Raw genomic sequence first — 22,653 nt, 5'->3', positions numbered from 1 at the left:
CCCCGCCGTGCCCCCGGCACCCGACATGAACGAGATCGTCGGCAGTCACGACCTGCTGCTGGTCACCCTCGACACGCTCCGGTTCGACGTCGCCCGCGAGCTCGCCGAGGCCGGCCGCATCCCGCACCTGGCGGCCGTCCTGCCCGGCGGCCGCTGGGAGCGCCGGCACTCCCCCGGCAGCTTCACCTACGCCGCCCACCAGGCCATCCTGGCGGGGTTCCTGCCGACCCCGGCGCGCCCGGACGGCCCGCACCCGCGACTGTTCGCCGCCCGCTTCGCGGGCTCCGAGACCACCGAACCGCGCACCTGGGTCTTCGACACCCCGGACCTGCCCTCCGCCCTGGCGGCGGCCGGGTACCGGACGGTCTGCATCGGCGGCGTCGGCTTCTTCAACAAGCAGGGCCCGCTCGGCTCGGTACTGCCGGGGATGTTCCAGGAGAGCCACTGGGAGCCCGAGTTCGGCGTCCCCTCGCCGGTCTCCTTCGAGGCGCAGGTGGCCCGCGCCGAGGAGGTCGCGGCCGGGCAGCCCGCCGGGCAGCCGCTCTTCCTCTTCCTCAACGTGGCCGCTCTGCACCAGCCGAACTGGTTCCACCTGCCCGGCGCCACCCGGGAGCACGGCGACAGCCGGGCCAGCCACGCGGCCGCACTGGAGTACGTCGACCGGCACATCGGGCGGCTGTTCGCCGCCATGAGCCGGCGCCGGCCGTGCTTCGCCGTCGTCTGCTCCGACCACGGCACGGCGTACGGCGAGGACGGCTACACCGGGCACCGGATCGGCCACGAGGTGGTCTGGACGGTCCCGTACGCGCACTTCGTCCTGCCCGGCCCGGCCGAGGAGCCGGCCGCCCCCGACGCAGCCCCCACCCTTGCCCTGTCCGGCCCCGACGCACCCCCCGACCGGCACCTTCCCGGCCCCGCCCAGGAGACGCAGCCCCGATGACCACCACCCTGCCGCTGCTGACCGGCGCCCCGTCGGCGGACTCCCCGTACCGCAGCTACGTCTACGCCTACCCGCACAAGACGGCCTACCGCCGGCTGCCGGACCGCCCCGCGCTGCGCGAACTCTGGGCGGGCGAGCCGCAGCACGCGCTCTCGCTCTACCTGCACATCCCGTTCTGCGAGGTGCGCTGCGGCTTCTGCAACCTGTTCACCCGGATCGGCAGCCCCGACGGCCTGACCACCGCCTACCTGGACGCGCTGGAGCGGCAGGCCGAGGCAGTGCGCGGAGCCCTGGACGAGGGCGCCCGGTTCGCCCTGGCGGCCTTCGGCGGCGGCACCCCGACGTACCTGAGCGCCGCCGAGCTGGAGCGCCTGTGCGACATCGCCGAGCGGCGGATGGGCGCCGACCTGCGGGCGATCCCGCTCTCGGTGGAGGCCTCGCCGGACACCGCCACCGCCGACCGGCTGGAGGTGCTCGCCGACCGCGGCACCACCCGGCTCAGCCTGGGCGTGCAGTCCTTCCTGGACGAGGAAGCGAAGTCGGCCGTCCGCCCGCAGAAGCGCGCCGCGGTCGAGGCGGCGCTCGGCCGGATCCGCGCCGCCGGCTTCCCCGTCCTCAACATCGACCTGATCTACGGGATCGAGGGGCAGACCCCGGCCAGCTGGCTGCGCTCGCTGGACGCCGCCCTCGCCTGGCAGCCCGAGGAGCTGTACCTCTACCCGCTGTACGTGCGCCCGCTGACCGGCCTCGGCCGCCGGGCCGGCGAGCACGACTCGCGGGCCTGGGACGAGCAGCGCCTCACGCTCTACCGCGCGGGCCGGGACCACCTGCTCGCGCACGGCTACCAGCAGGTCTCGATGCGGATGTTCCGCCGGGCGGGCTCGCCGCAGGCCGGCACCGACGAGTACAGCTGCCAGAGCGACGGCATGGTGGGCCTGGGCTGCGGCTCCCGCTCGTACACCGCCGGCCTGCACTACTCCTTCGACTACGCGGTGGACGCCACCCAGGTCCGCTCGATCATCGACGAGTACGTCTCCACCACCGACTTCGGGCACGCCGAGTACGGGCACCGGATGGACGCCGGGGAGGCCCGCCGGCGCCACCTGGTGCAGTCCCTGCTGCAGGCCGACGGGCTGGACCTCGCCGACTACCGGCGGCGGTTCGGCACGGCCGCGGCGGACGACTTCGCCGCCGAGCTGGCCGCGCTGCGGGCGGCCGGCCGGCTCGCCGACGCCCCCGGCCGGCTCCTGCTCACCCCCGAGGGCCTGGCCCACTCGGACGCCGTCGGACCGGACCTCTTCTCCCCCGCCGTGCGTGCCCTGATGGCCGCCTACGAGGCGAAGTGAGCGCCCGCCGGCCCGCCGACCTGGGCATGCCCGCGTTCCACCCGCCGGCCGACCGGAGCGCACCCGGCCCTTCCGCGTCCGCGCCCCTGGACCTGACGATCCTGTACCGGGGCCCGCTGGCCTCCTGCGACTACGACTGCCCGTACTGCCCGTTCGGCAAGCGGCGGGACACCCCCGACCAGTTGCGCGCCGACCGGGCCGCGCTGGACCGGTTCGCCGGCTGGGTCACCGGGCAGCGCGGCGACACCCTTTCGCTGCTGTTCACGCCGTGGGGCGAGGGCCTGGTCCGCTCCTGGTACCGGGAGACGCTGGCCCGGCTGAGCCGGCTGCCGCACGTGCGCCGGGTGGCGATCCAGACCAACCTCAGCTTCCGCACCGACTGGCTGGCCGACGCCGACCTCGCCACCCTCGCCCTCTGGGCGACCTACCACCCGGGCGAGGTCACCCACGAACGGTTCCTGGCGAAGTGCCGGGAGCTCACCGCGCTGGGCGTGCGGTACAGCGTGGGCGTGGTGGGCGAACCCGAGCACCTGGAGCCGGCCCGCCGGCTGCGCGCGGAGCTGCCGCCCGAGGTCTACCTGTGGGTGAACGCCGCCGAGGGGCGCACGTACACCGACCCGGAGGCGGCCAGCTGGACCGACCTCGACCCGCTCTTCGCGTACAGCCGGACCCCGCACCCGAGCGCGGGGCGCCCCTGCCGGACGGGCCGCACGGTGATCTCGGTGGACGGTGCGGGCACGGTCCGGCGCTGCCACTTCGTCCGCACCGAGCTGGGCAACCTGTACGACGGCTCGTACCGCGCCGCGCTCGGCCCGCGTCCCTGCGAACTGGCCTTCTGCGACTGCCACATCGGGTACGTCCACCTGGAGACGCTGCCGCTGTACGAGGTCTTCGGCGAGGGCGTGCTGGAGCGGATCCCGCACGACCGGTGAGGCGGCGGCCCGGCGGCCGGCGAGGCGGCGGCCGGGCGGCGGCGGGTCAGCGCTGCCGGGGGCCGCGGGGCGGCGCGCCGCCGAGCAGGACGGTACCGAGCGACAGGGCGCCGCCGGCCGCCGGGCCGCCGACCGGGCCGCGGCGGGCGAGTTCGCGCTCCCATCGGGCCAGGTCACGGGCGGCGTCGGCGCGGGCGTCCGCACCGGCCGCGCCGGCCCCGGGCGCGCCGGCCGGCGGGGCCGCCAGCTCGCGCAACAGGTCGACGGCGAGCAGCAGTTCACCGGAGCGGGCGAGCCAGAGCGCCAGGTCGTGGCAGGTCCGCAGGGTGCGCGGATCGGCCGGGCCGCAGACCCTGGCGAACTCGGGCAGCACCTGGCGCAGCAGCTGGACGGCCTCGACGGCGTTCCCGTCGGTGCCGCGAGCCCAGGCCTGGTCGGCCCGCTCGCGCAGCTCCTCCGGGCTCGGGCCGGCCGGAGCGGCGGGCGGCACCGGCCCGGCCTCGACCGCCACCAGCCGGCGGCGGACCTCGGCCGCGTCGGCCGGCCGGTCCGCCGGGTCCTTGGCGAGCAACTGGAGGATCAGCGCCGAGAGTTCGGGGTCGGCGCCGGGCGGGGCGGCGGGCGTCTCGTTGAGGTGCTGGTACATCAGGGTGACGGCGTTGTCGGCCCGGAAGGGCTTCTCGCCGGAGCAGAGCTGGTAGAGCACGCAGCCGAGCGCGTAGAGGTCGGCGCGGCCGTCCACCGCCCCGCCGGACCACCGCTCGGGCGAGAGGTAGTGCGGGCTGCCAATCACGCTGCCGGTGCTGGTGAGGCCGGCGGCCTGGGTCTCCAGGCGGGCGATGCCGAAGTCCAGGACCTTGGCCTCGTCGTCCACGGTGATCATGATGTTCTCGGGCTTGATGTCGCGGTGCACCACGCCCGCGCGGTGGGCCGCGTCCAGCGCGCCGCAGACCTGGCCGGCCCAGCGCAGGGCGAGCCCCCGCTCCGGCACGCCGTCCTTCAGCACCTCCGCCAGCGAGCGGCCCCGCACCAGCTCCATCACCAGGTAGTGGGTGGCGAAGCCGCCGTCGCGGACCTCCCCCAGGTCGTACAGGGTCACGATGTGCGGGTGCGGGAGGTTGCCGACCGTACGGGCCTCGGCGACGAAGCGCCGCACCTCCCGCTCGTCGGCGGCGTTCTCCTCGGCGATCACCTTCACCGCGACCGGGCGTCCGACCTTGGCGTCGAAGGCCTCCCAGACCACCCCGAAGCCGCCCCGGCCGATCCTGCGCACCATTCGGTAGCGACTGTCCAGTACGTCCCCGACCTGCATGACCGCCCCCGACTCCGCCCGATTCGAACGAGTTTCACGATAGCGCCGGGGGCGGCCCGGCGGACGGCGGACGGGTCGCGACCCGCCGCCCGACCCCGGGCGCGCGCTCGCGCTCGCGCGCCCGGCCGGCCCCTCCCTCCCGGCCTAGGGGGCGACCTTGGGCAGCCCGGGCGGGTTGATCTCGGAGGCCTTCACCCCCTCGTTCTCCAGGCCCCAGCGCTTCAGCGCCTGCCCGTAGGTGCCGTTCTTGATGATCTCGTCCAGCGCCTGGTTGAGGGCCTTCACCAGCCCGTTGTCCTTCTTGGTGGTCGCCGCGATCTTGCCGAGGACATCGGCCCCGCCACCCGAGTAGGTGCCGATCACCTCGGTCTCCCCGGTCTGGACGGCGTGGAAGGCCGCGGTCGGGTTGGGGCCGAGGTAGGCGTCGATCCGGCCGGAGGACAGTGCCAGGTAGTAGTCCGTGGAGTTCTGGTAGTACTTGATGTCCACCGGCTTGAGCCCGGCCTTGACGTTCGCCTCGTTCCAGGAGACCAGCAGCTTCTCCTGGTTGGTGCCGGAGCTGACGGCGATGGTGTGGCCAGCCACGTCCTTGGGCCCGGTGACCTTCCAGCTGCCGCCCTTCTTGGCCTCGAAGCCGAGGATGTCCAGCCGGTAGGTGGCGAAGTCGTACTTCTCCTTGCGCGCCTCGGTGACGGTGATGTTGCTGAGCCCGACGTCGTACTTGCCGCTGTCCAGGCCGACGAAGATGTTCTCCCAGGAGACGGGGGCGAACTCGACCTTGAGGCCGAGCACGTTGCCGACCAAGGAGGCGATGTCGGGCTCGACGCCGATGACGGTCTTGTCGTCGTTGGCGTAGAAGGCCAGCGGCGGCACGGTGACCAGCGCTTCGACGACCGTCAGGGTGCCTTTCTTTCTGATCTCTTCCGGGACGAGCGCCGCGATGGCGTCCACCTTCGGCGTGGTGACCCGGTTCTGCTCCGGCGTGAGGTTCACCGCGACACCGTTCGGGGCGGACGTCCCCTTGGGCGCGGCGAGGTCCGCGGCCGCGTCCGGGGAGCTGCCGCAGGCGGTCGTCAGGGCGAGCAGGGCGGCGAGCGGGGCGGCGGCCAGCAGGGCGCGACGGGGTAGGGACATGGCGGAACTCCTTACGAGGGCAGGGATCTTGAGGCGCGGGGGTCGGGGCCGGGACTTCGCAGGCGTGGGCCGGGGCGCCGGGGCCTGCCCGGCAGGCCCCGGACCGGCCCTACAGGACCTTGGAGAGGAAGGCGCGGGTGCGCTCGTGCTGCGGGTCGTCCAGCACCGCGGCGGGCGGGCCCTGCTCGACGACCAGCCCGCCGTCCATGAAGACCACCGTGTCGGCGACCTCGCGGGCGAAGCCGATCTCGTGCGTCACCACGATCATGGTGGTGCCGGTGCGCGCCAGGTCCTTGATCACGTCGAGCACCTCGCCGACCAGCTCCGGGTCCAGCGCCGAGGTCGGCTCGTCGAACAGCAGCACCTTCGGCTCCAGCGCGAGCGCCCGGGCGATCGCCACCCGCTGCTGCTGGCCGCCGGACAGCTGGCGCGGGTAGGCGTCCGCCTTGTCCGACAGGCCCACCCGGGCGAGCAGCGCCAGCGCGGCCCGGCGGGCCTCGGCCTTCGGCTGCCGCCGCGCGCTCACCGGCGCCTCGACGATGTTCTCCAGCACCGTCAGGTGCGGGAAGAGGTTGAAGTTCTGGAACACGAAGCCGATGCCGGTGCGCTGACGCAGCACCTCGCGCTCCTTCAGCTCGTGCAGCTTGCCGCCCGAGCGCCGGTAGCCGATCAGCTCCCCGTCGATCGCCACGAAGCCGCGGTCGACCTTCTCCAGGTGGTTGATGGCGCGCAGCAGGGTGGACTTGCCCGAACCGGACGGCCCGAGCACCACCGTCACCGAGCCGGCGGGGACGACCAGGTCGACGCCGCGCAGCACCTCCAGGGCGCCGAAGCGCTTGTGCACGCCCCGGATCTGCACCATGGCGTCGCTGGTGGTCGTGGTCATGGGCGGCCTCCGATGGACGGTGCGGTGCGGCCGGCCGGCGGGGTGCGCCGGGTGGCCTGGATGTTCCGGACGAAGCCGCGGGCCCGCTGCAGCGGGGTGGGCGGCGGGGTGCGCTGCGCGCCCCGGGCGAAGTAGCGCTCGACGTAGTACTGGCCCATCGAGAGCAGGGTGGTCAGCAGGATGTACCAGACGGTGGCGACCATCAGCAGCGGCACCACCCGGCCGGTCCGGCCGTAGATCACCTGGACCTGGTAGAAGAGTTCGCCGATCGCCATCACGTAGACGATGGAGGTGCCCTTGAACAGCGAGATGACCTCGTTGGCGGCGGCCGGCAGGATCCCCCGCATGGCCTGCGGAAGGACGATCCGCCAGGCCTGCCGGAGCCGGGGGATGCCCAGCGCGGACGCGGCCTCCAGCTGGCCGGCGTCCACGGCGATGATGCCGCCGCGGATGATCTCGGCGGCGTAGGCGGCCTGGTGCAGGGCGAGGCCGAGCACGGCGGCGCCCATCGCGCCGAGGACGCCGATGGTGTCGAAGGACCACACCGTCGGCCCGAACGGGATGCCCACCCCGAGGCGCTTGTAGAGGTAGGAGAGGTTGAACCAGAAGACCAGCTGGACGATCAGCGGGATGGACCGGAAGGCCCAGATGTAGGCCCAGCCGATGGTCTGCAGGATCGGGCTCCGGGAGAGCCGCAGGGCGGCCACCCCCGCGCCCAGCAGGAAGCCCAGGGCCGTTCCGTAGAAGGTCAGTTGGAGGGTGATCCAGACGGAGCGCAGGATCGTCGTGGTGCTGAAGAAGGCCCGGAAGGTGGGCCAGTCCCAGCCGGGGTTGGTGGCCAGGCCGTGGGCGAACTGGGCCAGCACGACGACGGCGAGGACGCCGGCCGCCCAGCGCCAGGGGTGGCGGGCCGGGACGATCGGCAGGTTCTCCGGGTCGTCCGGCGACCCGGTGGGCGACTCCTCGGCGGGCGACTCCTTGCGGACGAGGACGGGCACGGGGCCGGCGCCGACCGCGTCGACACGGGGATCGGCATCGGCATCGGCGTCGGCATGGGCATCGGCGTGCTCGGGCGACGGCCCGGGGCTCACGGGTCTTCCAGGTGCTGCGGGCGTACCGCGCCCTGCGGACACGGCCGGGTCCGCGGGCGCGCCCGGGTCCTCGGCCGTGCCGGGGCCGGACGCGGTGCCGGTGGTGGCGGTCATGGGGGGATTCCTCCGAAGCGCTGACACGGGATCACGGGTGCTCGGGCGGGCTGATCAGGGATTCCTTGATCGCGGAGTCGGCGACTCCCCACTTCTTCAGGATCCGGTCGTACGTGCCGTCCTTGATCAGCTGGTTGACGGCGCCCTGGAAGGCGGGCGTCAGCGCGGAGCCCTTCTTGAAGGCGAACCCGACGTCCAGCCGGTGGAACTCGCCGAGGAACTTCGTCCCGGCGCTCTCCTGGGCGGCCTGGTAGCGCAGGCCGTTGATGGTCGACATCACGATGTCGATCCGGCCCTGCTGCAGGCCCGTGAGGATGGCGCCGTTGTCGGAGAAGGCCTTCACCTCGTACGGCTTCTTCCCCGCGTCGGCGCAGACGTTCTTCTTGCTGTTGAGCGTGGTCTCGAAGGTGGTGCCGGCGCCGACCCCGACGGTCAGGCCGCAGAGCTGGCCGACCTCGGTCACCGCCTGGACGGTGGTGTTGTCCTTCTTGACCGCGAAGCCCTGGCCGTCGTCGATGTAGGTGACGAAGTCGATGGTCTTCAGCCGGGCCGTGGTGACGCCGAAGTTGCCGGTGCCGAAGTCGTACTTGCCGCTGTCCAGGGCGGGCAGGATGGTCTCGAACTTCGCGTCCTCGCGCTCGACCGCGACCCCGAGCACCTTGCCGACGGCGTCGGTGAAGTCGATGTCGATGCCGGCCGGCTTCTTGGTCGCCTGGTCCGGGTAGTAGGCGGTCGGCGGCGTGCCGATCGCACTGCCGACCTTCACGCTGCCCGCCTTGCGGACCTCCTCCGGCAGCAGCGCGGCGATGCTGTCGACCTTGGCCACCGCGGAGACGACGTCCTGGTCGGGCGCGATCCCGGCGGCCGCGGCGGCCGGCTTCGCCGGGGCGGCCGGGTCGGACCCGCAGGCGCTCAGGGCCAGCACCGGGAGCAGGGCGGTGGCGGCGAGCAGGCCGCGTCGGCGGTTGGTGGCTCTCACAGGGATGGCGCCTTTCGGTGAAGTCCGGACATCAGGAGGGGAGTCGGGCGGAGCGGGTGCGGGGCTCGGTGGGCCTGCGGGCGGGGAGCGCTGCCGCGGCCGCCCCCGCGGCGGCCGGCGGCGGTGGTCACGCCTGGACCGCGATCAGCTGGTGCCGGTCCCGCTCGGCGCGGGCCTGCCGGGCGGCCTTCTCGGCGTCGCGCTTGGCCACCTCCTCGCGCACGATCGGGATGACGTACCGGCCGAAGTCGACGGCGTCGTCGAGCAGGGCGTAGCCGCGCGCGGAGAGGATGTCCACGCCCAGGTCGTAGTAGTCGAGCAGGGCCTGCGCGACCGTCTCCGGGGTGCCGACCAGCGCGTTGGAGTTGCCCGCCCCGCCGGTGGCGGCGGCGGTCGGCGTCCACAGGGCGCGGTCGTAGCGCTCGCCGGCCTCGGCGATCGCGAGCAGCCGCTGGGAGCCGGTGTTCTCCGGCGCCGGGGCGCTGCCGGCGGCACCGGCCGGCTGCCGGCGGACGAACGCGCCGGAGCGCCGGCGCTCCTGGATGGCGTCGACCGTCCGGTAGGCCTTCTCCCAGGCGAGCTCCTCGGTCGGCGCGATGATCGGCCGGAACGCGACCTGGATCCGCGGCTGGTCGGTGCGCCCGGCGGCGCGGGCGGCGGCGCGCACCGTCTCGATCTGCTCGGCGGTCTGCGCCAGCGGCTCGCCCCAGAGGCAGTAGATGTCCGCCTCGGCCCCGCCGGCCGCGTAGGCGGCGGGCGAACTGCCGCCGAAGGAGACGTTCGGGCGCGGCGACTGGACGGGGAAGACGTCGGAGACGAAGTCGTTGAAGCGGTAGTACTCGCCCTCGTGGTCGAAGGCCTCCTGGCTGGTCCAGGCCCGCTTGACGATCCGGATGTACTCGCGGGTCCGGTCGTAGCGCTGGTCCTTGGTCAGGAAGTCGCCCTCGCGCTGCTGCTCGTGGTCGTTGCCGCCGGTGATGAAGTGCACGGTGAGCCGGCCGTCGCTGATCCGGTCGAGGGTGGCGAAGGTCTTGGCGGCGAAGGTCGGGTAGGAGACGTTCGGCCGGTGGGCGAGCAGGATCTGCAGCCGGTCGAGCCTGGCGGCGATGTACGCGGCGGCGGGCGCCGGGTCCGGGGCGCCGGCGGCGTAGGCGAACAGGACGCGGTCCCAGCCGTGGTCCTCGTGGGCCCGGGCCAGGCGCAGGGTGTAGTCGCGGTCGAAGGCGGCGGTGGTCCGGGGCGTGGTCTCCGAACCGTCTCCGGTGGCGGCGATACCGAGGAATTCGACGGGCATGGTGCTGACCTTTCGTTCTCTGCGGGGGTGGCCGCGGTGGGACGGCGCGAAACCCCATCGCCCTTGGCTCGCAAGGGGGTTCGCGATCGGTGCGGACGGGTCCGGGCGGCCGGATCCGGGTACGGCGGGGCACCGCGCGGCCGGGCGGGCGGCGCGTTCGGGCAGGCGGGAGCGGATCGGGGAGCGGTGGCAGGGCGGGAGCGGCCCGAGGCGGGGCCCCTTGGCGCACGTGCGGCGGAGGTCGGACGGGACGGCCTGCGGGAAGGAGGCGGCAACGCGTGACGGGGTGGGGCTGGAGTGAGGAAGGCGGCAGCGTGCGCCTTGTGGCCGTCGGCTACGGACGGCTTCCCGGCCCGCGTCGGGGCACCGAGGGAGGGGTCTCCGAAGAGGGAGAAGGGCCGGTCAGAGGGCCCGCTGCCGGGTCAGCCGCGACACGCCGCGGACCACACCCGACCGAAGTCGATGTGGTCGCGGGTGACCAGGGGCTGCTCGGCGTACATGGGGCAAGTTGAGCAGTGAATGGTGGACTTCGTCAACCACTGTCCATTCCCCGCTCCAGGGGCCACCCGGGCCGCGGCGCCGCCGGAACTCGGGCGGATCTCGGGCGGCCATCGGGCGGCCCTCCGCTGCGGGCGCACCCGGCCCGGCCGGAGTTCAGGGCCAACACACCGACGCCGTATCGGTTCTGACGCAGCGCCATGACATCGCCCTTGACACGGACCGATCGTGCACACGTACGATTCAGGCGGAGTGAGTGCACGCCGGCCGCGTTGAGGGACGCGGTACGCGCGACGGCAAGACGTGACGACGCCCGCCTGCCCGCACCTCCCCGCCTGGAGCCCGCCTCATGGCCACGCCGCAGGACGTCCTGCCACCGTCCGGACCGCCCCCGCTCGGCAAGACCCCGCTCAGCAGCACCCCGCTCGGCAAGACCCCGCTCAGCAGCACCCCGCCCAGCAGGACCCCGACCGCCGAGGCGGAGACGCTCACCGGTCCGCCCGCCACACCCTCCTCACCCGTCCCACCCGCCGACGCCACCGACCCCGCCGACCTGGCCATCGACGCACCGGTGGTCGCCCGCCGGCGCCCCTGGCAGTGGGTGTCCGCCGCGGCCGCGCTGCTGCTGCTCGCCATGGCGGTGAACTCGGTCGTCCGCAACAAGGCGTTCCAGTGGGACGTGGTGGCCGCGTACTTCACCTCCACCTCGGTCCTGGACGGGCTCGTCCTCACCCTCTGGCTGACCGCCGCCACCCTCACCCTCGGGTTCGTGCTCGGCACCGTGCTGGCGACCATGCGGCTCTCCGGCAACCCGGTGCTCCGCACCCTCAGCTGGGGCTACATCTGGCTCTTCCGCTCCACCCCGCCCCTGGTCCAGCTGCTGTTCTTCTTCAACATCGGCGCGCTCTACCCGACCCTGGGCCTCGGCATCCCGTTCGGCCCGGAGTTCATCACCTTCCGGACCGTCAACCTGCTCGGCCCGACCCTCACCGCCGTGATCGGCCTGACCCTGCTGGAGGCCGCCTACGCCGCCGAGGTGGTGCGCGGGGGCATCCTGTCCGTCGACCGGGGACAGCTGGAGGCCGCGCAGGCGCTCGGGCTCGGCCGGGGCCGGGTGCTGCGCCGGATCGTCATCCCGCAGGCCATGCGCTCGATCGTGCCGACCGCGGGCAACATGCTGATCAGCGCCCTGAAGGGCACCAGCATCGTGAGCGTGCTGGCCGTCTCCGACCTGCTCTACTCCGTCCAGCTGGTCTACAACCAGACGTACCAGGTGATCCCGATGCTGGTCGTCGCCACCATCTGGTACCTGGTGGTCACCACCGTGCTGTCCGCGGGGCAGTTCTACGTCGAGCGGCACTACGCCCGCGGCGCCACCCGCGAGGGCCTGCCGCCGACCCCGCTGCAACGGGCCCGGGCCGGCCTGCGCCGGCTGCAGCGGCGCGTCGACGCCGAGGAGGCCAGGTGAGCACCCTGGTGATCGTCGGCGCCGGACCGAGGGGCACCGGCCTGCTGGAGCGGATCGCCGCCAACGCCGCCGAACTCCTGCCCGCCGACCGGCCGTTGCACATCCACCTGGTGGACCCCTACCCGCCGGGCGCCGGCCGGATCTGGCGGCACGAGCAGTCACCGCTGCTGCGGATGAACTCGATGGCCGAGGACGTCACGATGTTCACCGACGAGCGCTCGACCATCGAGGGGCCGGTCCGGCCGGGGCCGTCCCTGGCCGAATGGGCGGCCCGCAGCGAGGAGTTCGCGCCCTACCGGGAGCCCGAGGACCCGGACGTCCGGGCGGAGCTGCGCGCCCTGGCACCGACCGACTTCCCCACCCGCCGGGCCCAGAGCGCCTACCTGGAGTGGGTGCTGCGCCGCGCGGTGGCCGACCTGCCGCCGCACGTCACGGTGAGCCTGCACCGCGACACCGCCCAGGAGCTGACCGGCCCCGCCGACGGGCCGCAGCTGGTCCGGCTCACCGGCCGCACCCTGAGCGCCGACCACGTCGCCCTCACCATCGGCCACCTGGACTCCGCTCCCGACCCGCGCCATGCGCCGATGGCCCGGTTCGCCGCCCGGCACGGCCGGTTCCACCTCGCGCCGGCCTACTCCGCCGACGCCGACCTGTCGCCGATCGCCCCCGGCGAGCACCTGATCCTGCGCGGCTTCGGCCTCGCCTTCGTCGACCTGACGGCGATGCTCACCGAGGGCCGGGGCGGGCATTTCGAGGAGACCGGCGCCGGCCTGGTCTACCACCCGTCCGGCCGGGAGCCGGTGATCCACGTCGGCTCGCGGCGCGGCGTGCCGTACCACTCGAAGACCGACTACCGGCTGCAGGGCCCGCCCGCCCCGCTCCCGCGGTTCTTCGACCGGGCCGCCGTGGACGAGGTGCTGGCCAAGCCGGGCCCGCTCGAACTGCGCCGTGACTTCTGGCCGTTGATGGCCAAGGAGATCGGCTTCGGGCACTACCACGAGCTGTTCCACGCCCACCCCGAGCGCACCACGGTGAGCTGGCCGGACTTCCTCGCCGCCTACGACCGGCTCGACTGGTACTCGCCCACCCTGGCCCGGCTGACCGCCGCCGCCGTCCCCGACCCCGCCGACCGGCTGGACTTCGAACGCCTGGACCACCCGCTGGCAGGGCTCGAACTCGACTCCCCCGAGGATCTCCAGCGGCACCTGCGCGCCTACATCACCGCCGACGCCGACCGCCGGGCCGACCCGGCGCACAGCGCCGACCTCGGCGCCTTCCTGGCCCTGCTCTCGCTCTTCGGCCAGCTGCCCCGGGTGATGGCCTCCGGACGGCTCACCGCCCGCTCGGTGGGCGAGGAGCTGGACGAGTGGTGGTTCGGCTTCTTCAGCTACCTCGCCTCCGGCCCGCCGGGGTTCCGGCTGCGGCAGCTGCTGGCCCTCTCCGAGGCCGGGGTGGTGCGCTTCCTGGGGGCCGGCATCCGGGTCGAGGCGGACGAGGCCACCGGCACCTTCCGCGCGAGCAGCCCGACCGTGCCCGGGCACACCGTGACCGCCACCGCCCTGGTGGAGGGCTACCTCCCCAAGCACGACCTGTCCCGCACCCGGGACCCGGTACTGCGGCAGCTGCACCGGGACGGCCGGATCGCCGAGGAGGTGGTCGACGACGAGGAGCACACCCACCGTTCGGGCCTGGTCACCATCTCCCCCGCCGACAGCCGCATCCTGGACCCTTCGCTGGGCGGCGCACCGCACCCGCGGCGCACCGCGCTCGGCCCGCACACCAGCCTGCGGGCGGCGGCCGCGTTCGCCCGGCCGCGCACCGACTCCCCAGGCTTCCGGCAGAACGACGCGGCCGCCCGCGCCATCCTGCGCGACCTGGCCGGGCCCGGGGTCGTCCCCGACCCGCCGCCGGGCCCCGCGGCCCGGCAGGGGGCGGGCGACCTGGCGGTCGCGGCGGCACCCTGAGGACCGACCCGCCCACCCGCGCCCCGGGCGGCGACCGGCCCGGGCCTGGACCCGGCCCGGACGGGGCCCGGATCAGGCCCTAGCCGTCGGAGCCGCCGTACAGCGGGGCGAGGCACACGTCATCGGCCTCGTTGCAGGTCACGTTGCAGGCCTGCCGCTCCTCGTAGGTGGGGAAGTTCTGGTCGTCGCACTCCTGCTCGCAGGAGGTGTAGCGCCGGTCGCACTCGATGATCAGCTGCCGCTGCTCCTCGGTCCACATGGGGCGGATCGGGTGGCCGGCGACAGCCGGCCGCGGCGCGGTCGGGTATCGGAAGGCGCTCCGGGGGAGGGAGGCCTCGGCGTGGAAGCCGGGCAGGGTCATGGTGACGCTCCGTCCTGGCGGCCCGGCTCCGGGAGCCCGTGGTCACCGGTCGGCGGCCCGCACCGCCGCGCGGGCCTCGTTGCGAGGTGCCGTCCGAACGGCCGGCCCTCCCTGCCAGGCTACGCTCGCCCGGCCGTTCGGGGCAGGTCCGGCCACGCCCTGCCGCCGGCTGTGACGATACGTCAGAAGTCCCCGGCGGGGGGCCGGTCCGCAGCGGGCGGGGTGGCCCCGAGGTGCGTCCGGGGCTGATCCGGCGCAGGCTGGGAACAGCGGACGACCGCGGCTCCCGGCCCAGGGACCGGAGGCCGGCTCACCCTCGCGGGCGCACGCTGCCGCGGGCAGCGCGCGTGCGGACCCCGACAGTCCGGCGCGATGGGCCGCCGGGTGGCGTCCGTGCGTCCGGATCCCCGGTGCCGGTGCCGGCGCCGGCGCGGCCGCGTGCCGTCGGAGGTGCGCCATCGGAGGTGCGAAGAGGATGAGCCGGGGCCGGAAGCGGGCCGAGCCCGACCAGGCCGACGCGGGGCCGCCGCGTCGGGTGCGGATCCCCGGATTCGTGCCGGACGAGGACACCGGCCTCGGGGACGTCGTCAGGCGCGTGACGTACACGATGGGGGTCCGGCGGCCCTGCGGGGGCTGCGAACGCCGCGCCGCGGCACTGAACCGACGGGTGGTCCTGGCCAGGCGGCCGGACCGCGGGCAGTGAGGGCGGCCCCGGACGGGACACCTCGCGTGCGACGCACCGGGCGGACCGCCCGGGCATAGGAGTCACTGATGGATCAGGAATACCGGGACTTGACGGACGAGCGGCCGGCGGACGAACCCGTCGAGGCCGGCCCGGGCGGGCCGGAGCCCGCCGGCCTGGAGCCGGCCGGAACCACGGACGACCTCCTACCGGCCTGCGGCGGCGGCTGCGGCTGCGGCTCCCGCACCACACGGGGCGGCCGCGAACCGGCACCCCCGTCCTTCGTGTACGCGCTGGGCCGGATCGACTTCCGCTACCCGAGCCTGGGGGTGGAGAAGGAGATCGCCCAGAACGCCGGCCGGGCCGCCACGAAGGGGATGACGGACCGGGAGGCCGTGCACCACCTCGTCTCGCAGCCCGAGAACCGCTACCTGGCGCGGCAGCTCTGCTGGGTGCTGAGCATCCAGGGCATCGAGACGTACCTGCTCAAGCCACGTGACCCGGTCGAACTCGGTCTGCTGGTCGACGCCGTCCGGACCGAGCCCGGGGCCGGCGACCTGGACGTGGTGATCGGGATCCGGGGCGGTCTCGCGCCGCCCGGGCTCTGCGGCGGCCTGACCCTTCCGGTGGTGGCCTACGACCAGATCTACTCCTTCGACAGCGAGGAACTGGTGCGAGCGCTGAAGCGGCCGGCGAAGACCGACGCGGCCGAGTTCGCCCGGTCCTCCCGGGACCTGCTCCGGCGGATCATGCAGCTGGGCGACAACGCCGGCGACACCGACGAGCACCGCGCCCTGAACTACGTCGCGGTCCGCAACCCGCGGATCTACCGGCGAACGGTCAAGGCCTACGCCAAGGGGTCGGCGCTGACCTCGGTCGAGTTCCGGGACTCCCGGCTGAGCGCGACCCGCAGGATCGTCGACATCGTGCTGTCCTACACCGGACGGCGGACGGACGTCACCGAGAAGTACTTCACGCGGGTCGACGTCACCGAGGAGTTCCCCTTCACGGTGACCGCGCTGTCGCCCTACTACGACCGCTGAGGCCGACCCGCGGACGCCCCCAGGAAGAGGTGAGCGGGCATGAGGATTCCAGGATTCACCGCCGAATCGACGCTCCGGCCGACGTGGGAGCACTACCCGGCCGAGCACCGGGGACGCCCCGGGGGCGGACCGGTCGTCCCGCAGGGCCGCGGGCCGGCCCTGCTGTCGGTCTGCGACCTGGAGTGCCGGCAGATCTGCCGGAACACCTGCACCAGGCACCCCGGGAGCGCCGCGTGCAACCGCTGCCGGACGACCTGCGTGAACGAGTGCGAGACACCCGTCCTCCGGTGAACGGACCGAGCCGGTACGCGGAGGAGGTCCGACCCGCGCCGGGCCGGTACCCGCCGGCCCCGCACGCGGCGGGCCCGTACGCACCGGGCGGCCCGGTGCCCGCGTCACCGTACGAGCTGGTCCGGCTCACGCCGCTGATGCGGCGCGGCCCGGGCCGGCCCGGGATCTCCGTGGCGGTGATCGACGGAGCCGTCGCCCGCGACCGTCCGGAGTTCGCCGGGCGGCGCCCGGTCGTCCTGGCCGACGCGGGCGGCACGGACGGTACGGGGGGCGCGGCAGGCGCCAGGAGCTGCGGCCGGGGTGATGTCTCCTGCCTGCACGGGACCTTCGTGGCCGGGCTGCTCGGCGCCCGTCGCTCCTGTGCCACGCCCGGCATCTGCCCGGGCTGCACCCTGCTGGTCCGCCCGATCTTCGCCGCGGCCGGCGCCGGCACCCGGTCGGCGCCCGCCGCGCGGGCGGAGGAACTGGCCGCGGCGATCGTCCGGAGCGTCGACGCGGGCGCCCGGGTGCTGAACCTCAGCGTGGCCCCGGCGCAGCCGTCCGGTTCGGGGCACCGGGCGCTGGAGGAGGCCCTGGACCACGCGGCGGGCCGGGGTGTGATCACCGTCGTCGCGGCGGGCAACCAGGGGGCGGTCGGGACGTCGGTGCTCACCCGGCACCCGTGGACGATCCCGGTCGTGGCCTACGACGCCCGGGGCCGGCCGATGGGCCTGTCGAACCTGAGCGGGGCGATCGGGACCCGCGGGGTGGGGGCGCCGGGCGAGCGCGTCATGAGCCTCGGCGCCGGTGCCCGTCCGCTCGTGCTCACCGGGACGAGCGCTGCCACTCCGTTCGTCACGGGGACGGTCGCGCTGCTGCTCTCCGAGTTCCCGGACGCGTCGGCGGCGGAGGTGCGGGCGGCCGTCGTCGGCTCGGGCCGGGCGGCCTTGGGCGGCTCGCGGCGGACGGTGGTCCCGCCGCTGCTGGACGCCTGGGGCGCCCGGTCGGCGCTGCTGACCGCCCGCCGCCCCCGCTCCGCCGGCCGGCGGGCACCGGCGCCCCTGGGCCGCTCTCAGTAGGCGGAGATCGGCGGCGGCTGCATCGGCGGGGGCGTCATCGGCGGCGGGGGCCCGGGGACGCCGAAGGCCATGGCGGCCACCTGCTCGGCCGTGAAGTGCTCCGGGGCGAGGAAGATCCGGTCCATCAAGTCCCTTGCCCCGGTGCGCCGTTCGAGTTCGCGCAGGCTGGCGTCGGCCTCCTTGTCGGTCTCGAAGTCCCAGACCAGCAGCCGGTGGACCATCGCCACCGCCTCCACCCAGCCCAGTCCGGTGCCCCGGCCGGCCGGGGTCAGCCCCCAGAGTTCCGCGTAGCGGCCGAGGTCCAGCCGGACCTCGGCGAGCAGCGGATGCCCCTCTCCCAGCATCTGCTGCACCAGCGGCACCAGCAGCCGCAGCTGGTTGAGCGCTCCGGCCACGTCCCCCGCGTCGGCGACCTGCAGAGCCAGGTCGTGCTGCGCCTTCAGCACCCGCTCGTCGTAGGGACCGAGCGTGGCGGCCAGCTGCGGGATCAGGGCGTGCAACTGCTGCGCGGCGCCCTGCGGGTCACCCGCCGTGCCGATGAGCACGGCCAGCTCGAAGCGGGCCTGCAGGGTGTCGGGGTCGGCGTGCCCGAGGGCCTGCACCAGGTCCGGGACGACCTGCCGCAGCAGCTGCAGGGCGCCGGCCGGGTCGCCGGCCGCGTCCCGGTACCAGGCCAGCTCGCGCCAGGTGGTGAGGGTGTCACGGTCGTACCGGCCGAGCCGGGCGACCATCTGCCGGGCCGTCCCGTCCAGCATCCCCACGGCCACCGCCGGCTCGACCCGCCGGGCCGCCTCCCGCTGCCGCAGCAGTTCCGCCCGGGCCTCCTCGGCCGGCGGGGCGGCGGCGACGGCGGAGGCGGAGGGCGGTGGCAGGAGCGGCGGCGACGGCGGGGCCGGGGGAACGGCCGGCGGCGGTCCGTAGCCGCCCGGGGGCTCCGGTGCGGTTCCGCTCAGCGGCATGGTCCACGGCTCCTCTGCGTCGGTCGGCACCGCACATTCTGTCCCGCCGCGCCCCGCCCGATCCAGGCGGCCGCCCCTTCCCCTCCCGGGCAGCCGTTCGAACATGGCGGGGTGAGTGGAAGGATGAGAGGACAGGGGCAGGCGACGAGGCGGCCCGCACGATCCGGAGGTGCCAGTCATGGCGAAGCAGGCCCCGCAGGGCGACCCGGCCCAGGACGCCCCGCAGGTGTCCGCCCCGCAGCACGCCGCGGCGGGGCTGCCGGCCGTGGGCCACAGCCTGCGGATGGCCGCCGAGCAGATGGGCGCCCGCCGCACCCTGGCCACCCTCAGCAAGGTCAACCAGCCGGACGGCTTCGACTGCCCCGGCTGCGCCTGGCCCGAGCCGGGGAAGACGCACGCCGCCGAGTTCTGCGAGAACGGCGCGAAGGCGGTCGCCGAGGAGGCCACCGAGCGGCGGATCACCGCCGGGTTCTTCGCCGCGCACCCGGTCGCGGAGCTGGCGGAGCGCTCCGGGTACTGGCTCGGGCAGCAGGGCCGCCTCACCGAACCGATGCTGCTCGACGAGGGCGCCTCGCACTACGTGCCGGTCTCCTGGGAGCGGGCGTTCTCGATCGTCGCCGAGGAGCTGAAGGCGCTGGACACCCCGGACGGGGCCGCCTTCTACACCTCGGGCCGGACCAGCAACGAGGCCGCCTTCGCCTACCAGCTGTTCGCCCGCCGGCTCGGCACCAACAACCTGCCGGACTGCTCCAACATGTGCCACGAGTCCTCCGGCTCGGCGCTGGTGGAGACGCTGGGCGTGGGCAAGGGCAGCGTCAGCCTGAAGGACCTCCACCAGGCCGACCTGATCATCGTGGCGGGCCAGAACCCGGGCACCAACCACCCCCGGATGCTGTCCGCCCTGGAGCGGGCCAAGCGGGCCGGCGCCAAGATCGTCAGCGTCAACCCGCTGCCCGAGGCCGGCCTGGAGCGGTTCAAGAACCCGCAGAACGCCCGGGGGCTGGCCGGCCACGGCACCAAGCTGACCGACCTGTTCCTGCAGATCCGGCTCGGCGGCGACCTGGCCCTGTTCCGGGCCGTGAACCAGCTGCTGCTGGCCGCCGAGGACAGGCACGGCAACGTGGTGGACCACGAGTTCGTCGAGCGGCACTGCCTGGGCTTCGAGGAGTGGGCGGCGGACGCCCGCACCACCGACCGCGACGCGGTGCTCGCCGCCACCGGCCTGCCGTACGCCCAGATCGAGGAACTCGTCTCGATGGTGCTGGCCTCCCGGAAGGTCATCGTCTGCTGGGCGATGGGCCTCACCCAGCACAAGCACGCCGTGCCGACCATCCGCGAGGTGGTCAACTTCCTGCTGCTGCGCGGCAACATCGGCCGCCCCGGCGCCGGGGTCTGCCCGGTGCGCGGGCACAGCAACGTGCAGGGCGACCGGACGATGGGCATCTTCGAGCGCCCGTCCCAGGCCTTCCTGGACGCGCTGGGCAAGGAGTTCGCCTTCGAGCCGCCGCGCGAGCACGGCTTCGACGCGGTGGACACCATCCGGGCGATGCGGGACGGCCGGGTGCGGGTATTCTTCGCGATGGGCGGCAACTTCGTCGCGGCCACGCCGGACACCGACGTCACCGAGGCCGCGATGCGCCGCTGCCGGCTCACCGTCCACGTCTCCACCAAGCTGAACCGCTCGCACGTGGTCACCGGCGCCCGCGCCCTGATCCTGCCGACCCTCGGCCGCACCGACCGGGACGTCACCGCCAAGGGCGCGCAGTTCGTCAGCGTCGAGGACTCGATGGGCATGGTGCACTCCTCTCGCGGCGGGCTGCGGCCGCCGGCCCGGGGGCTGCTCTCCGAGGTGGCGATCGTCTGCCGGCTGGCCCGTGCCACGCTCGGCCCGCAGGACAGCACGCCGTGGGAGGACTTCGCGGACGACTACGACAGCGTCCGGGACCGGATCGCCCGGGTCGTGCCCGGCTTCGAGGACTTCAACGAGAAGGTCCGCCGTCCCGGCGGCTTCGCCCTGCCGCACGGCCCGCGCGACAGCCGCTCCTTCCCCACCACGACCGGGAAGGCCAACTTCAGCGTCAACCCGCTGACCGCGCCCGAGGTCCCGGCGGGCCGGCTGCTGCTGCAGACGCTGCGCTCGCACGACCAGTACAACACCACGATCTACGGCCTGGACGACCGCTACCGCGGCATCACCGGCGGGCGCCGGGTGGTGCTGGTGAACCCGGCCGACGCCGCCGGGCTGGGCCTGACCGAGGGCGGCTACGTCGACCTGGTGAGCGAGTGGCGGGACGGCGTGGAGCGCCGCGCCCCGCACTTCATGGTGGTGCACTACCCGGTGGCACGGGGCGGCGCGGCCGCCTACTACCCGGAGACCAACGTGCTGGTGCCGCTGGACTCGACCGCCGACATCAGCAACACCCCGACCTCGAAGGCGGTCGTGGTGCGCTTCGAGCCCGACAGCGGCCTGCCCGGGGCCTGACCCGCGGGGCCCGGCCGCACCCCTCGTGGGGTGCGGCCGAGGGGTGCGGCCGGGAGTCGCGGTGCGGGCTCAGCGCACGCCGGAGGCGGAGGCCGAGGCGCTCTCCGGCCGCGCCGAGGCCGAGTTCGGCGCGGCGGAGGAGGTGGCCGAGGAGGCAGCGGTGCCGGGGGCGGACGGCGCGGTCGCGGACGGGTCCGGCGTGGCGGTGGACGGCGTACCGGTGCCGGACGGGCTGCCGGTGCCGGACGGGCTGCCGGTGCCGGACGGGGTGCCCGTCCCCGACGGGGTGCCCGTGCCGGACGGAGTACCCGTCCCGGAGGGCGTCCCCGGGTCGGTCGGGGTGCCGGACGGCGTACCGCTCGGGGTGCCGGTGGCGGGGTCGGTCGGCGAGGTCGTCGGCCCGGGCGTCCCCGGGGGCGTGGTGGGCGGCACGGTGGCGCCCGGCGCGGGCACCACGGGCGGCAGCGTGGCCGGCGGGGACGGCGCGATCGGGGTGACGGTGTCCCAGCCGGCGGGGAGGTCCGGCACCTTCCAGACGCCGCCCTGGTCGTCGGCCGCGGTCTCCGGGTCGGGGCGGACGGCCCCGAGGATCGGCATCGACCCGATCGGCGACACCTTGATGACGGCGCCGGGGCGCGGCGCCTGCACCACCAGGCCGCCGCCGATGTACAGGGCGATGTGGGTGGCACCGGCGTAGTAGACGACCAGGTCGCCGGGCCGCAGCTGGTTCAGCGGCACGTGCTGGAGCTGGGCCCACTGCTCCTGGCTGGTGCGCGGCACCGGCCGGCCGGCGTGCAGCCAGGCCTGCGAGGTCAGCCCCGAGCAGTCGAAGACGTCCGGCCCGGCGCCGCCCCAGACATAGGGCTTGCCGAGCTGCGCCAGCGCGTACGCCACGGCCGCGCGGCCGGCCTGCGACGGCGTCCGCTCGCCCTTGCCGAGCGCGCCGGAGGCGAGGAAGGCCAGCTGGGACTGGTCGGCCTGGGCCTTCTCCAGTGCGGCCAGTTCGGTGCGCTGGGCGCCGGTCAGCGAGGTGACCAGCTTCTCGACCTCGGCGAGCTGGGTGGCGACGGTGGCCTTGGCCGCGTCCTGCTGGACGGCCAGCGCCTGCGAGTCCTGGAGCGCCTTCTCGGCCTGCTTCTGCAGCTCGGCCAGGGTGGCTCGGTCCGCCTTGAGGTGGTCCAGGAAGGCCGACTGCGAGCGGCTGGCCTCGGCGAGCAGCTCGGCGATCGTCACCGCCTCGTACGGGTCCTCGGCGAGCAGCAGTTCGGCGTAGGCCGAGGCGCTGCCGTTGCGGTACTGGGCGGCGGCGAGCTGGGCGGCGACGTCGGTGCCGGCGTCCACCGCCTTCTGCTGGCGCTCCACCCGGCCGCGCAGGTCGGTCACGGTGGCCTGCTGCTCGGTGAGCCGGGCCACGGTGCCGTTGTACTGCTCGGTGGCCGCCTCGGCGTTGCCGTAGAGCAGGTGCAGCTGGTCGAGCAGCGGCCCGAGGGTGGCCTTGGCGTCGGCCAGCGGATCGGCGCCCGGCGAGACGGTGACGGCGCCGGCCGAGGGGCTCGCGGAGGGCTCCGGCGCGGCGAACGCGGCCTGGGTCGCGAAGGGCAGCGACAGGGCGGCCACCGCCAGGACGGCTCCGCACCTGAGCGCGGCCCGCACCCACGGCCGCATCGCACTCGACTCGGTGCGCCACAAAGCCCCGCCCATCGGCCCGCCCTCCCCCTCCGGCAGCTCTTCGGTTCGGCCTCCGGATCTCTGCCGAATCCTGTCACGGCGGCCCCGGCCGAGACAGACGGTGCCCGTACATATTGATGAATTCTTCAGA

18 protein-coding genes are annotated in these 22,653 nt (G+C 74.6%); 9 read left to right on the top strand and 9 right to left on the bottom strand.

From position 1 onward, the window contains the following. Positions 1-25 precede the first annotated feature (25 nt). The 3 genes from J2S46_RS25845 to J2S46_RS25835 all read left to right on the top strand — a co-directional run bounded on the left by J2S46_RS25845 (position 26) and on the right by J2S46_RS25835 (position 3,218). Positions 26-940, top strand: a complete 915-nt coding sequence (locus tag J2S46_RS25845) for an STM4013/SEN3800 family hydrolase (protein ID WP_191289600.1) — start codon at positions 26-28, stop codon at positions 938-940. After that, the gene (locus tag J2S46_RS25840) at positions 937-2,286 is read left to right on the top strand and encodes an STM4012 family radical SAM protein (RefSeq protein WP_191289483.1); all 1,350 of its coding nucleotides are present in this window, start codon (positions 937-939) and stop codon (positions 2,284-2,286) included. The genes J2S46_RS25845 and J2S46_RS25840 overlap by 4 nt, the downstream gene beginning before the upstream one ends. Positions 2,287-2,372: 86 nt before the next feature. After that, positions 2,373-3,218: an STM4011 family radical SAM protein gene (locus J2S46_RS25835; protein ID WP_191289599.1), complete on the top strand. Its 846-nt coding sequence runs from the start codon at positions 2,373-2,375 to the stop codon at positions 3,216-3,218. A 46-nt stretch (positions 3,219-3,264) separates the two neighbouring features. Here the strand turns inward: J2S46_RS25835 and J2S46_RS25830 are convergent, their stop codons facing one another. The 6 genes from J2S46_RS25830 to J2S46_RS25805 form a co-directional block, all read right to left on the bottom strand. Next, positions 3,265-4,530 carry a serine/threonine-protein kinase gene (locus tag J2S46_RS25830; protein WP_191289482.1) on the bottom strand — a complete coding sequence of 422 codons (1,266 nt, stop codon included), beginning with the start codon at positions 4,528-4,530 and terminating at the stop codon, positions 3,265-3,267. Positions 4,531-4,674: 144 nt separating this feature from the next. Beyond that, positions 4,675-5,664: an ABC transporter substrate-binding protein gene (locus tag J2S46_RS25825; protein ID WP_191289481.1), complete on the bottom strand. Its 990-nt coding sequence runs from the start codon at positions 5,662-5,664 to the stop codon at positions 4,675-4,677. 109 nt (positions 5,665-5,773) lie between these two features. Beyond that, positions 5,774-6,550, bottom strand: a complete 777-nt coding sequence (locus J2S46_RS25820) for an amino acid ABC transporter ATP-binding protein (RefSeq protein ID WP_307351315.1) — start codon at positions 6,548-6,550, stop codon at positions 5,774-5,776. Next, positions 6,547-7,476, bottom strand: coding sequence for an amino acid ABC transporter permease (locus tag J2S46_RS25815; RefSeq protein WP_229912625.1), 930 nt, complete (start codon positions 7,474-7,476; stop codon positions 6,547-6,549). The genes J2S46_RS25820 and J2S46_RS25815 overlap by 4 nt, the downstream gene beginning before the upstream one ends. A 310-nt stretch (positions 7,477-7,786) precedes the next feature. Then, positions 7,787-8,734 carry an ABC transporter substrate-binding protein gene (locus tag J2S46_RS25810; RefSeq protein ID WP_191289479.1) on the bottom strand — a complete coding sequence of 316 codons (948 nt, stop codon included), beginning with the start codon at positions 8,732-8,734 and terminating at the stop codon, positions 7,787-7,789. 127 nt (positions 8,735-8,861) lie between these two features. Continuing rightward, positions 8,862-10,028 carry an LLM class flavin-dependent oxidoreductase gene (locus tag J2S46_RS25805; RefSeq protein ID WP_191289478.1) on the bottom strand — a complete coding sequence of 389 codons (1,167 nt, stop codon included), beginning with the start codon at positions 10,026-10,028 and terminating at the stop codon, positions 8,862-8,864. Between the two features lie 847 nt (positions 10,029-10,875). On the opposite strand from J2S46_RS25805, the gene J2S46_RS25800 reads away from it, so the two are divergent. Next, positions 10,876-11,994: an amino acid ABC transporter permease gene (locus tag J2S46_RS25800; RefSeq protein ID WP_229912606.1), complete on the top strand. Its 1,119-nt coding sequence runs from the start codon at positions 10,876-10,878 to the stop codon at positions 11,992-11,994. Continuing rightward, a complete protein-coding gene (locus tag J2S46_RS25795; RefSeq protein ID WP_191289477.1) occupies positions 11,991-13,958 on the top strand; it encodes an FAD/NAD(P)-binding protein in 1,968 nt (655 codons plus the stop codon). The genes J2S46_RS25800 and J2S46_RS25795 overlap by 4 nt, the downstream gene beginning before the upstream one ends. 79 nt (positions 13,959-14,037) lie before the next feature. Here J2S46_RS25795 and J2S46_RS25790 read toward each other — a convergent pair whose 3' ends face one another. After that, a complete protein-coding gene (locus J2S46_RS25790) occupies positions 14,038-14,319 on the bottom strand; it encodes a hypothetical protein (protein ID WP_191289476.1) in 282 nt (93 codons plus the stop codon). Between the two features lie 771 nt (positions 14,320-15,090). On the opposite strand from J2S46_RS25790, the gene J2S46_RS25785 reads away from it, so the two are divergent. The 3 genes from J2S46_RS25785 to J2S46_RS25775 all read left to right on the top strand — a co-directional run bounded on the left by J2S46_RS25785 (position 15,091) and on the right by J2S46_RS25775 (position 17,393). Continuing rightward, positions 15,091-16,044 carry a cyanobactin maturation protease PatG family protein gene (locus J2S46_RS25785; protein WP_191289475.1) on the top strand — a complete coding sequence of 318 codons (954 nt, stop codon included), beginning with the start codon at positions 15,091-15,093 and terminating at the stop codon, positions 16,042-16,044. A gap of 39 nt (positions 16,045-16,083) precedes the next feature. Beyond that, positions 16,084-16,335 (top strand): hypothetical protein, encoded by a 252-nt coding sequence (locus tag J2S46_RS25780; protein WP_191289474.1) that lies wholly within the window; start codon positions 16,084-16,086, stop codon positions 16,333-16,335. A gap of 95 nt (positions 16,336-16,430) precedes the next feature. Further along, positions 16,431-17,393: a S8 family serine peptidase gene (locus J2S46_RS25775; protein WP_307351310.1), complete on the top strand. Its 963-nt coding sequence runs from the start codon at positions 16,431-16,433 to the stop codon at positions 17,391-17,393. Here J2S46_RS25775 and J2S46_RS25770 read toward each other — a convergent pair. After that, positions 17,387-18,382: a hypothetical protein gene (locus J2S46_RS25770; protein ID WP_191289473.1), complete on the bottom strand. Its 996-nt coding sequence runs from the start codon at positions 18,380-18,382 to the stop codon at positions 17,387-17,389. The genes J2S46_RS25775 and J2S46_RS25770 overlap by 7 nt on opposite strands. A gap of 148 nt (positions 18,383-18,530) precedes the next feature. Here J2S46_RS25770 and J2S46_RS25765 point away from each other — a divergent pair, with 148 nt between their 5' ends. Continuing rightward, positions 18,531-20,834, top strand: coding sequence for an FdhF/YdeP family oxidoreductase (locus tag J2S46_RS25765; RefSeq protein ID WP_191289472.1), 2,304 nt, complete (start codon positions 18,531-18,533; stop codon positions 20,832-20,834). A 69-nt stretch (positions 20,835-20,903) separates the two neighbouring features. Here J2S46_RS25765 and J2S46_RS25760 read toward each other — a convergent pair whose 3' ends face one another. Next, positions 20,904-22,535: a C40 family peptidase gene (locus tag J2S46_RS25760; RefSeq protein ID WP_191289471.1), complete on the bottom strand. Its 1,632-nt coding sequence runs from the start codon at positions 22,533-22,535 to the stop codon at positions 20,904-20,906. Positions 22,536-22,653 lie beyond the last annotated feature (118 nt).

Origin of the sequence: Kitasatospora herbaricolor, from assembly GCF_030813695.1 — a bacterium.
GTDB classification, from domain to species: domain Bacteria; phylum Actinomycetota; class Actinomycetes; order Streptomycetales; family Streptomycetaceae; genus Kitasatospora; species Kitasatospora herbaricolor.
This window is presented reverse-complemented; position numbering and strand designations above follow the sequence as displayed.

Coding starts and splice junctions, on each gene's coding strand:
- J2S46_RS25800 (WP_229912606.1), top strand. CDS start 10,876: ATGGCCACGCCGCAGGACGTCCTGCCACCGTCCGGACCGCCCCCGCTC.
- J2S46_RS25785 (WP_191289475.1), top strand. CDS start 15,091: ATGGATCAGGAATACCGGGACTTGACGGACGAGCGGCCGGCGGACGAA.
- J2S46_RS25765 (WP_191289472.1), top strand. CDS start 18,531: ATGGCGAAGCAGGCCCCGCAGGGCGACCCGGCCCAGGACGCCCCGCAG.
- J2S46_RS25790 (WP_191289476.1), bottom strand. CDS start 14,319: ATGACCCTGCCCGGCTTCCACGCCGAGGCCTCCCTCCCCCGGAGCGCC.
- J2S46_RS25780 (WP_191289474.1), top strand. CDS start 16,084: ATGAGGATTCCAGGATTCACCGCCGAATCGACGCTCCGGCCGACGTGG.
- J2S46_RS25760 (WP_191289471.1), bottom strand. CDS start 22,535: ATGGGCGGGGCTTTGTGGCGCACCGAGTCGAGTGCGATGCGGCCGTGG.
- J2S46_RS25825 (WP_191289481.1), bottom strand. CDS start 5,664: ATGTCCCTACCCCGTCGCGCCCTGCTGGCCGCCGCCCCGCTCGCCGCC.
- J2S46_RS25845 (WP_191289600.1), top strand. CDS start 26: ATGAACGAGATCGTCGGCAGTCACGACCTGCTGCTGGTCACCCTCGAC.
- J2S46_RS25820 (WP_307351315.1), bottom strand. CDS start 6,550: ATGACCACGACCACCAGCGACGCCATGGTGCAGATCCGGGGCGTGCAC.
- J2S46_RS25830 (WP_191289482.1), bottom strand. CDS start 4,530: ATGCAGGTCGGGGACGTACTGGACAGTCGCTACCGAATGGTGCGCAGG.
- J2S46_RS25840 (WP_191289483.1), top strand. CDS start 937: ATGACCACCACCCTGCCGCTGCTGACCGGCGCCCCGTCGGCGGACTCC.
- J2S46_RS25805 (WP_191289478.1), bottom strand. CDS start 10,028: ATGCCCGTCGAATTCCTCGGTATCGCCGCCACCGGAGACGGTTCGGAG.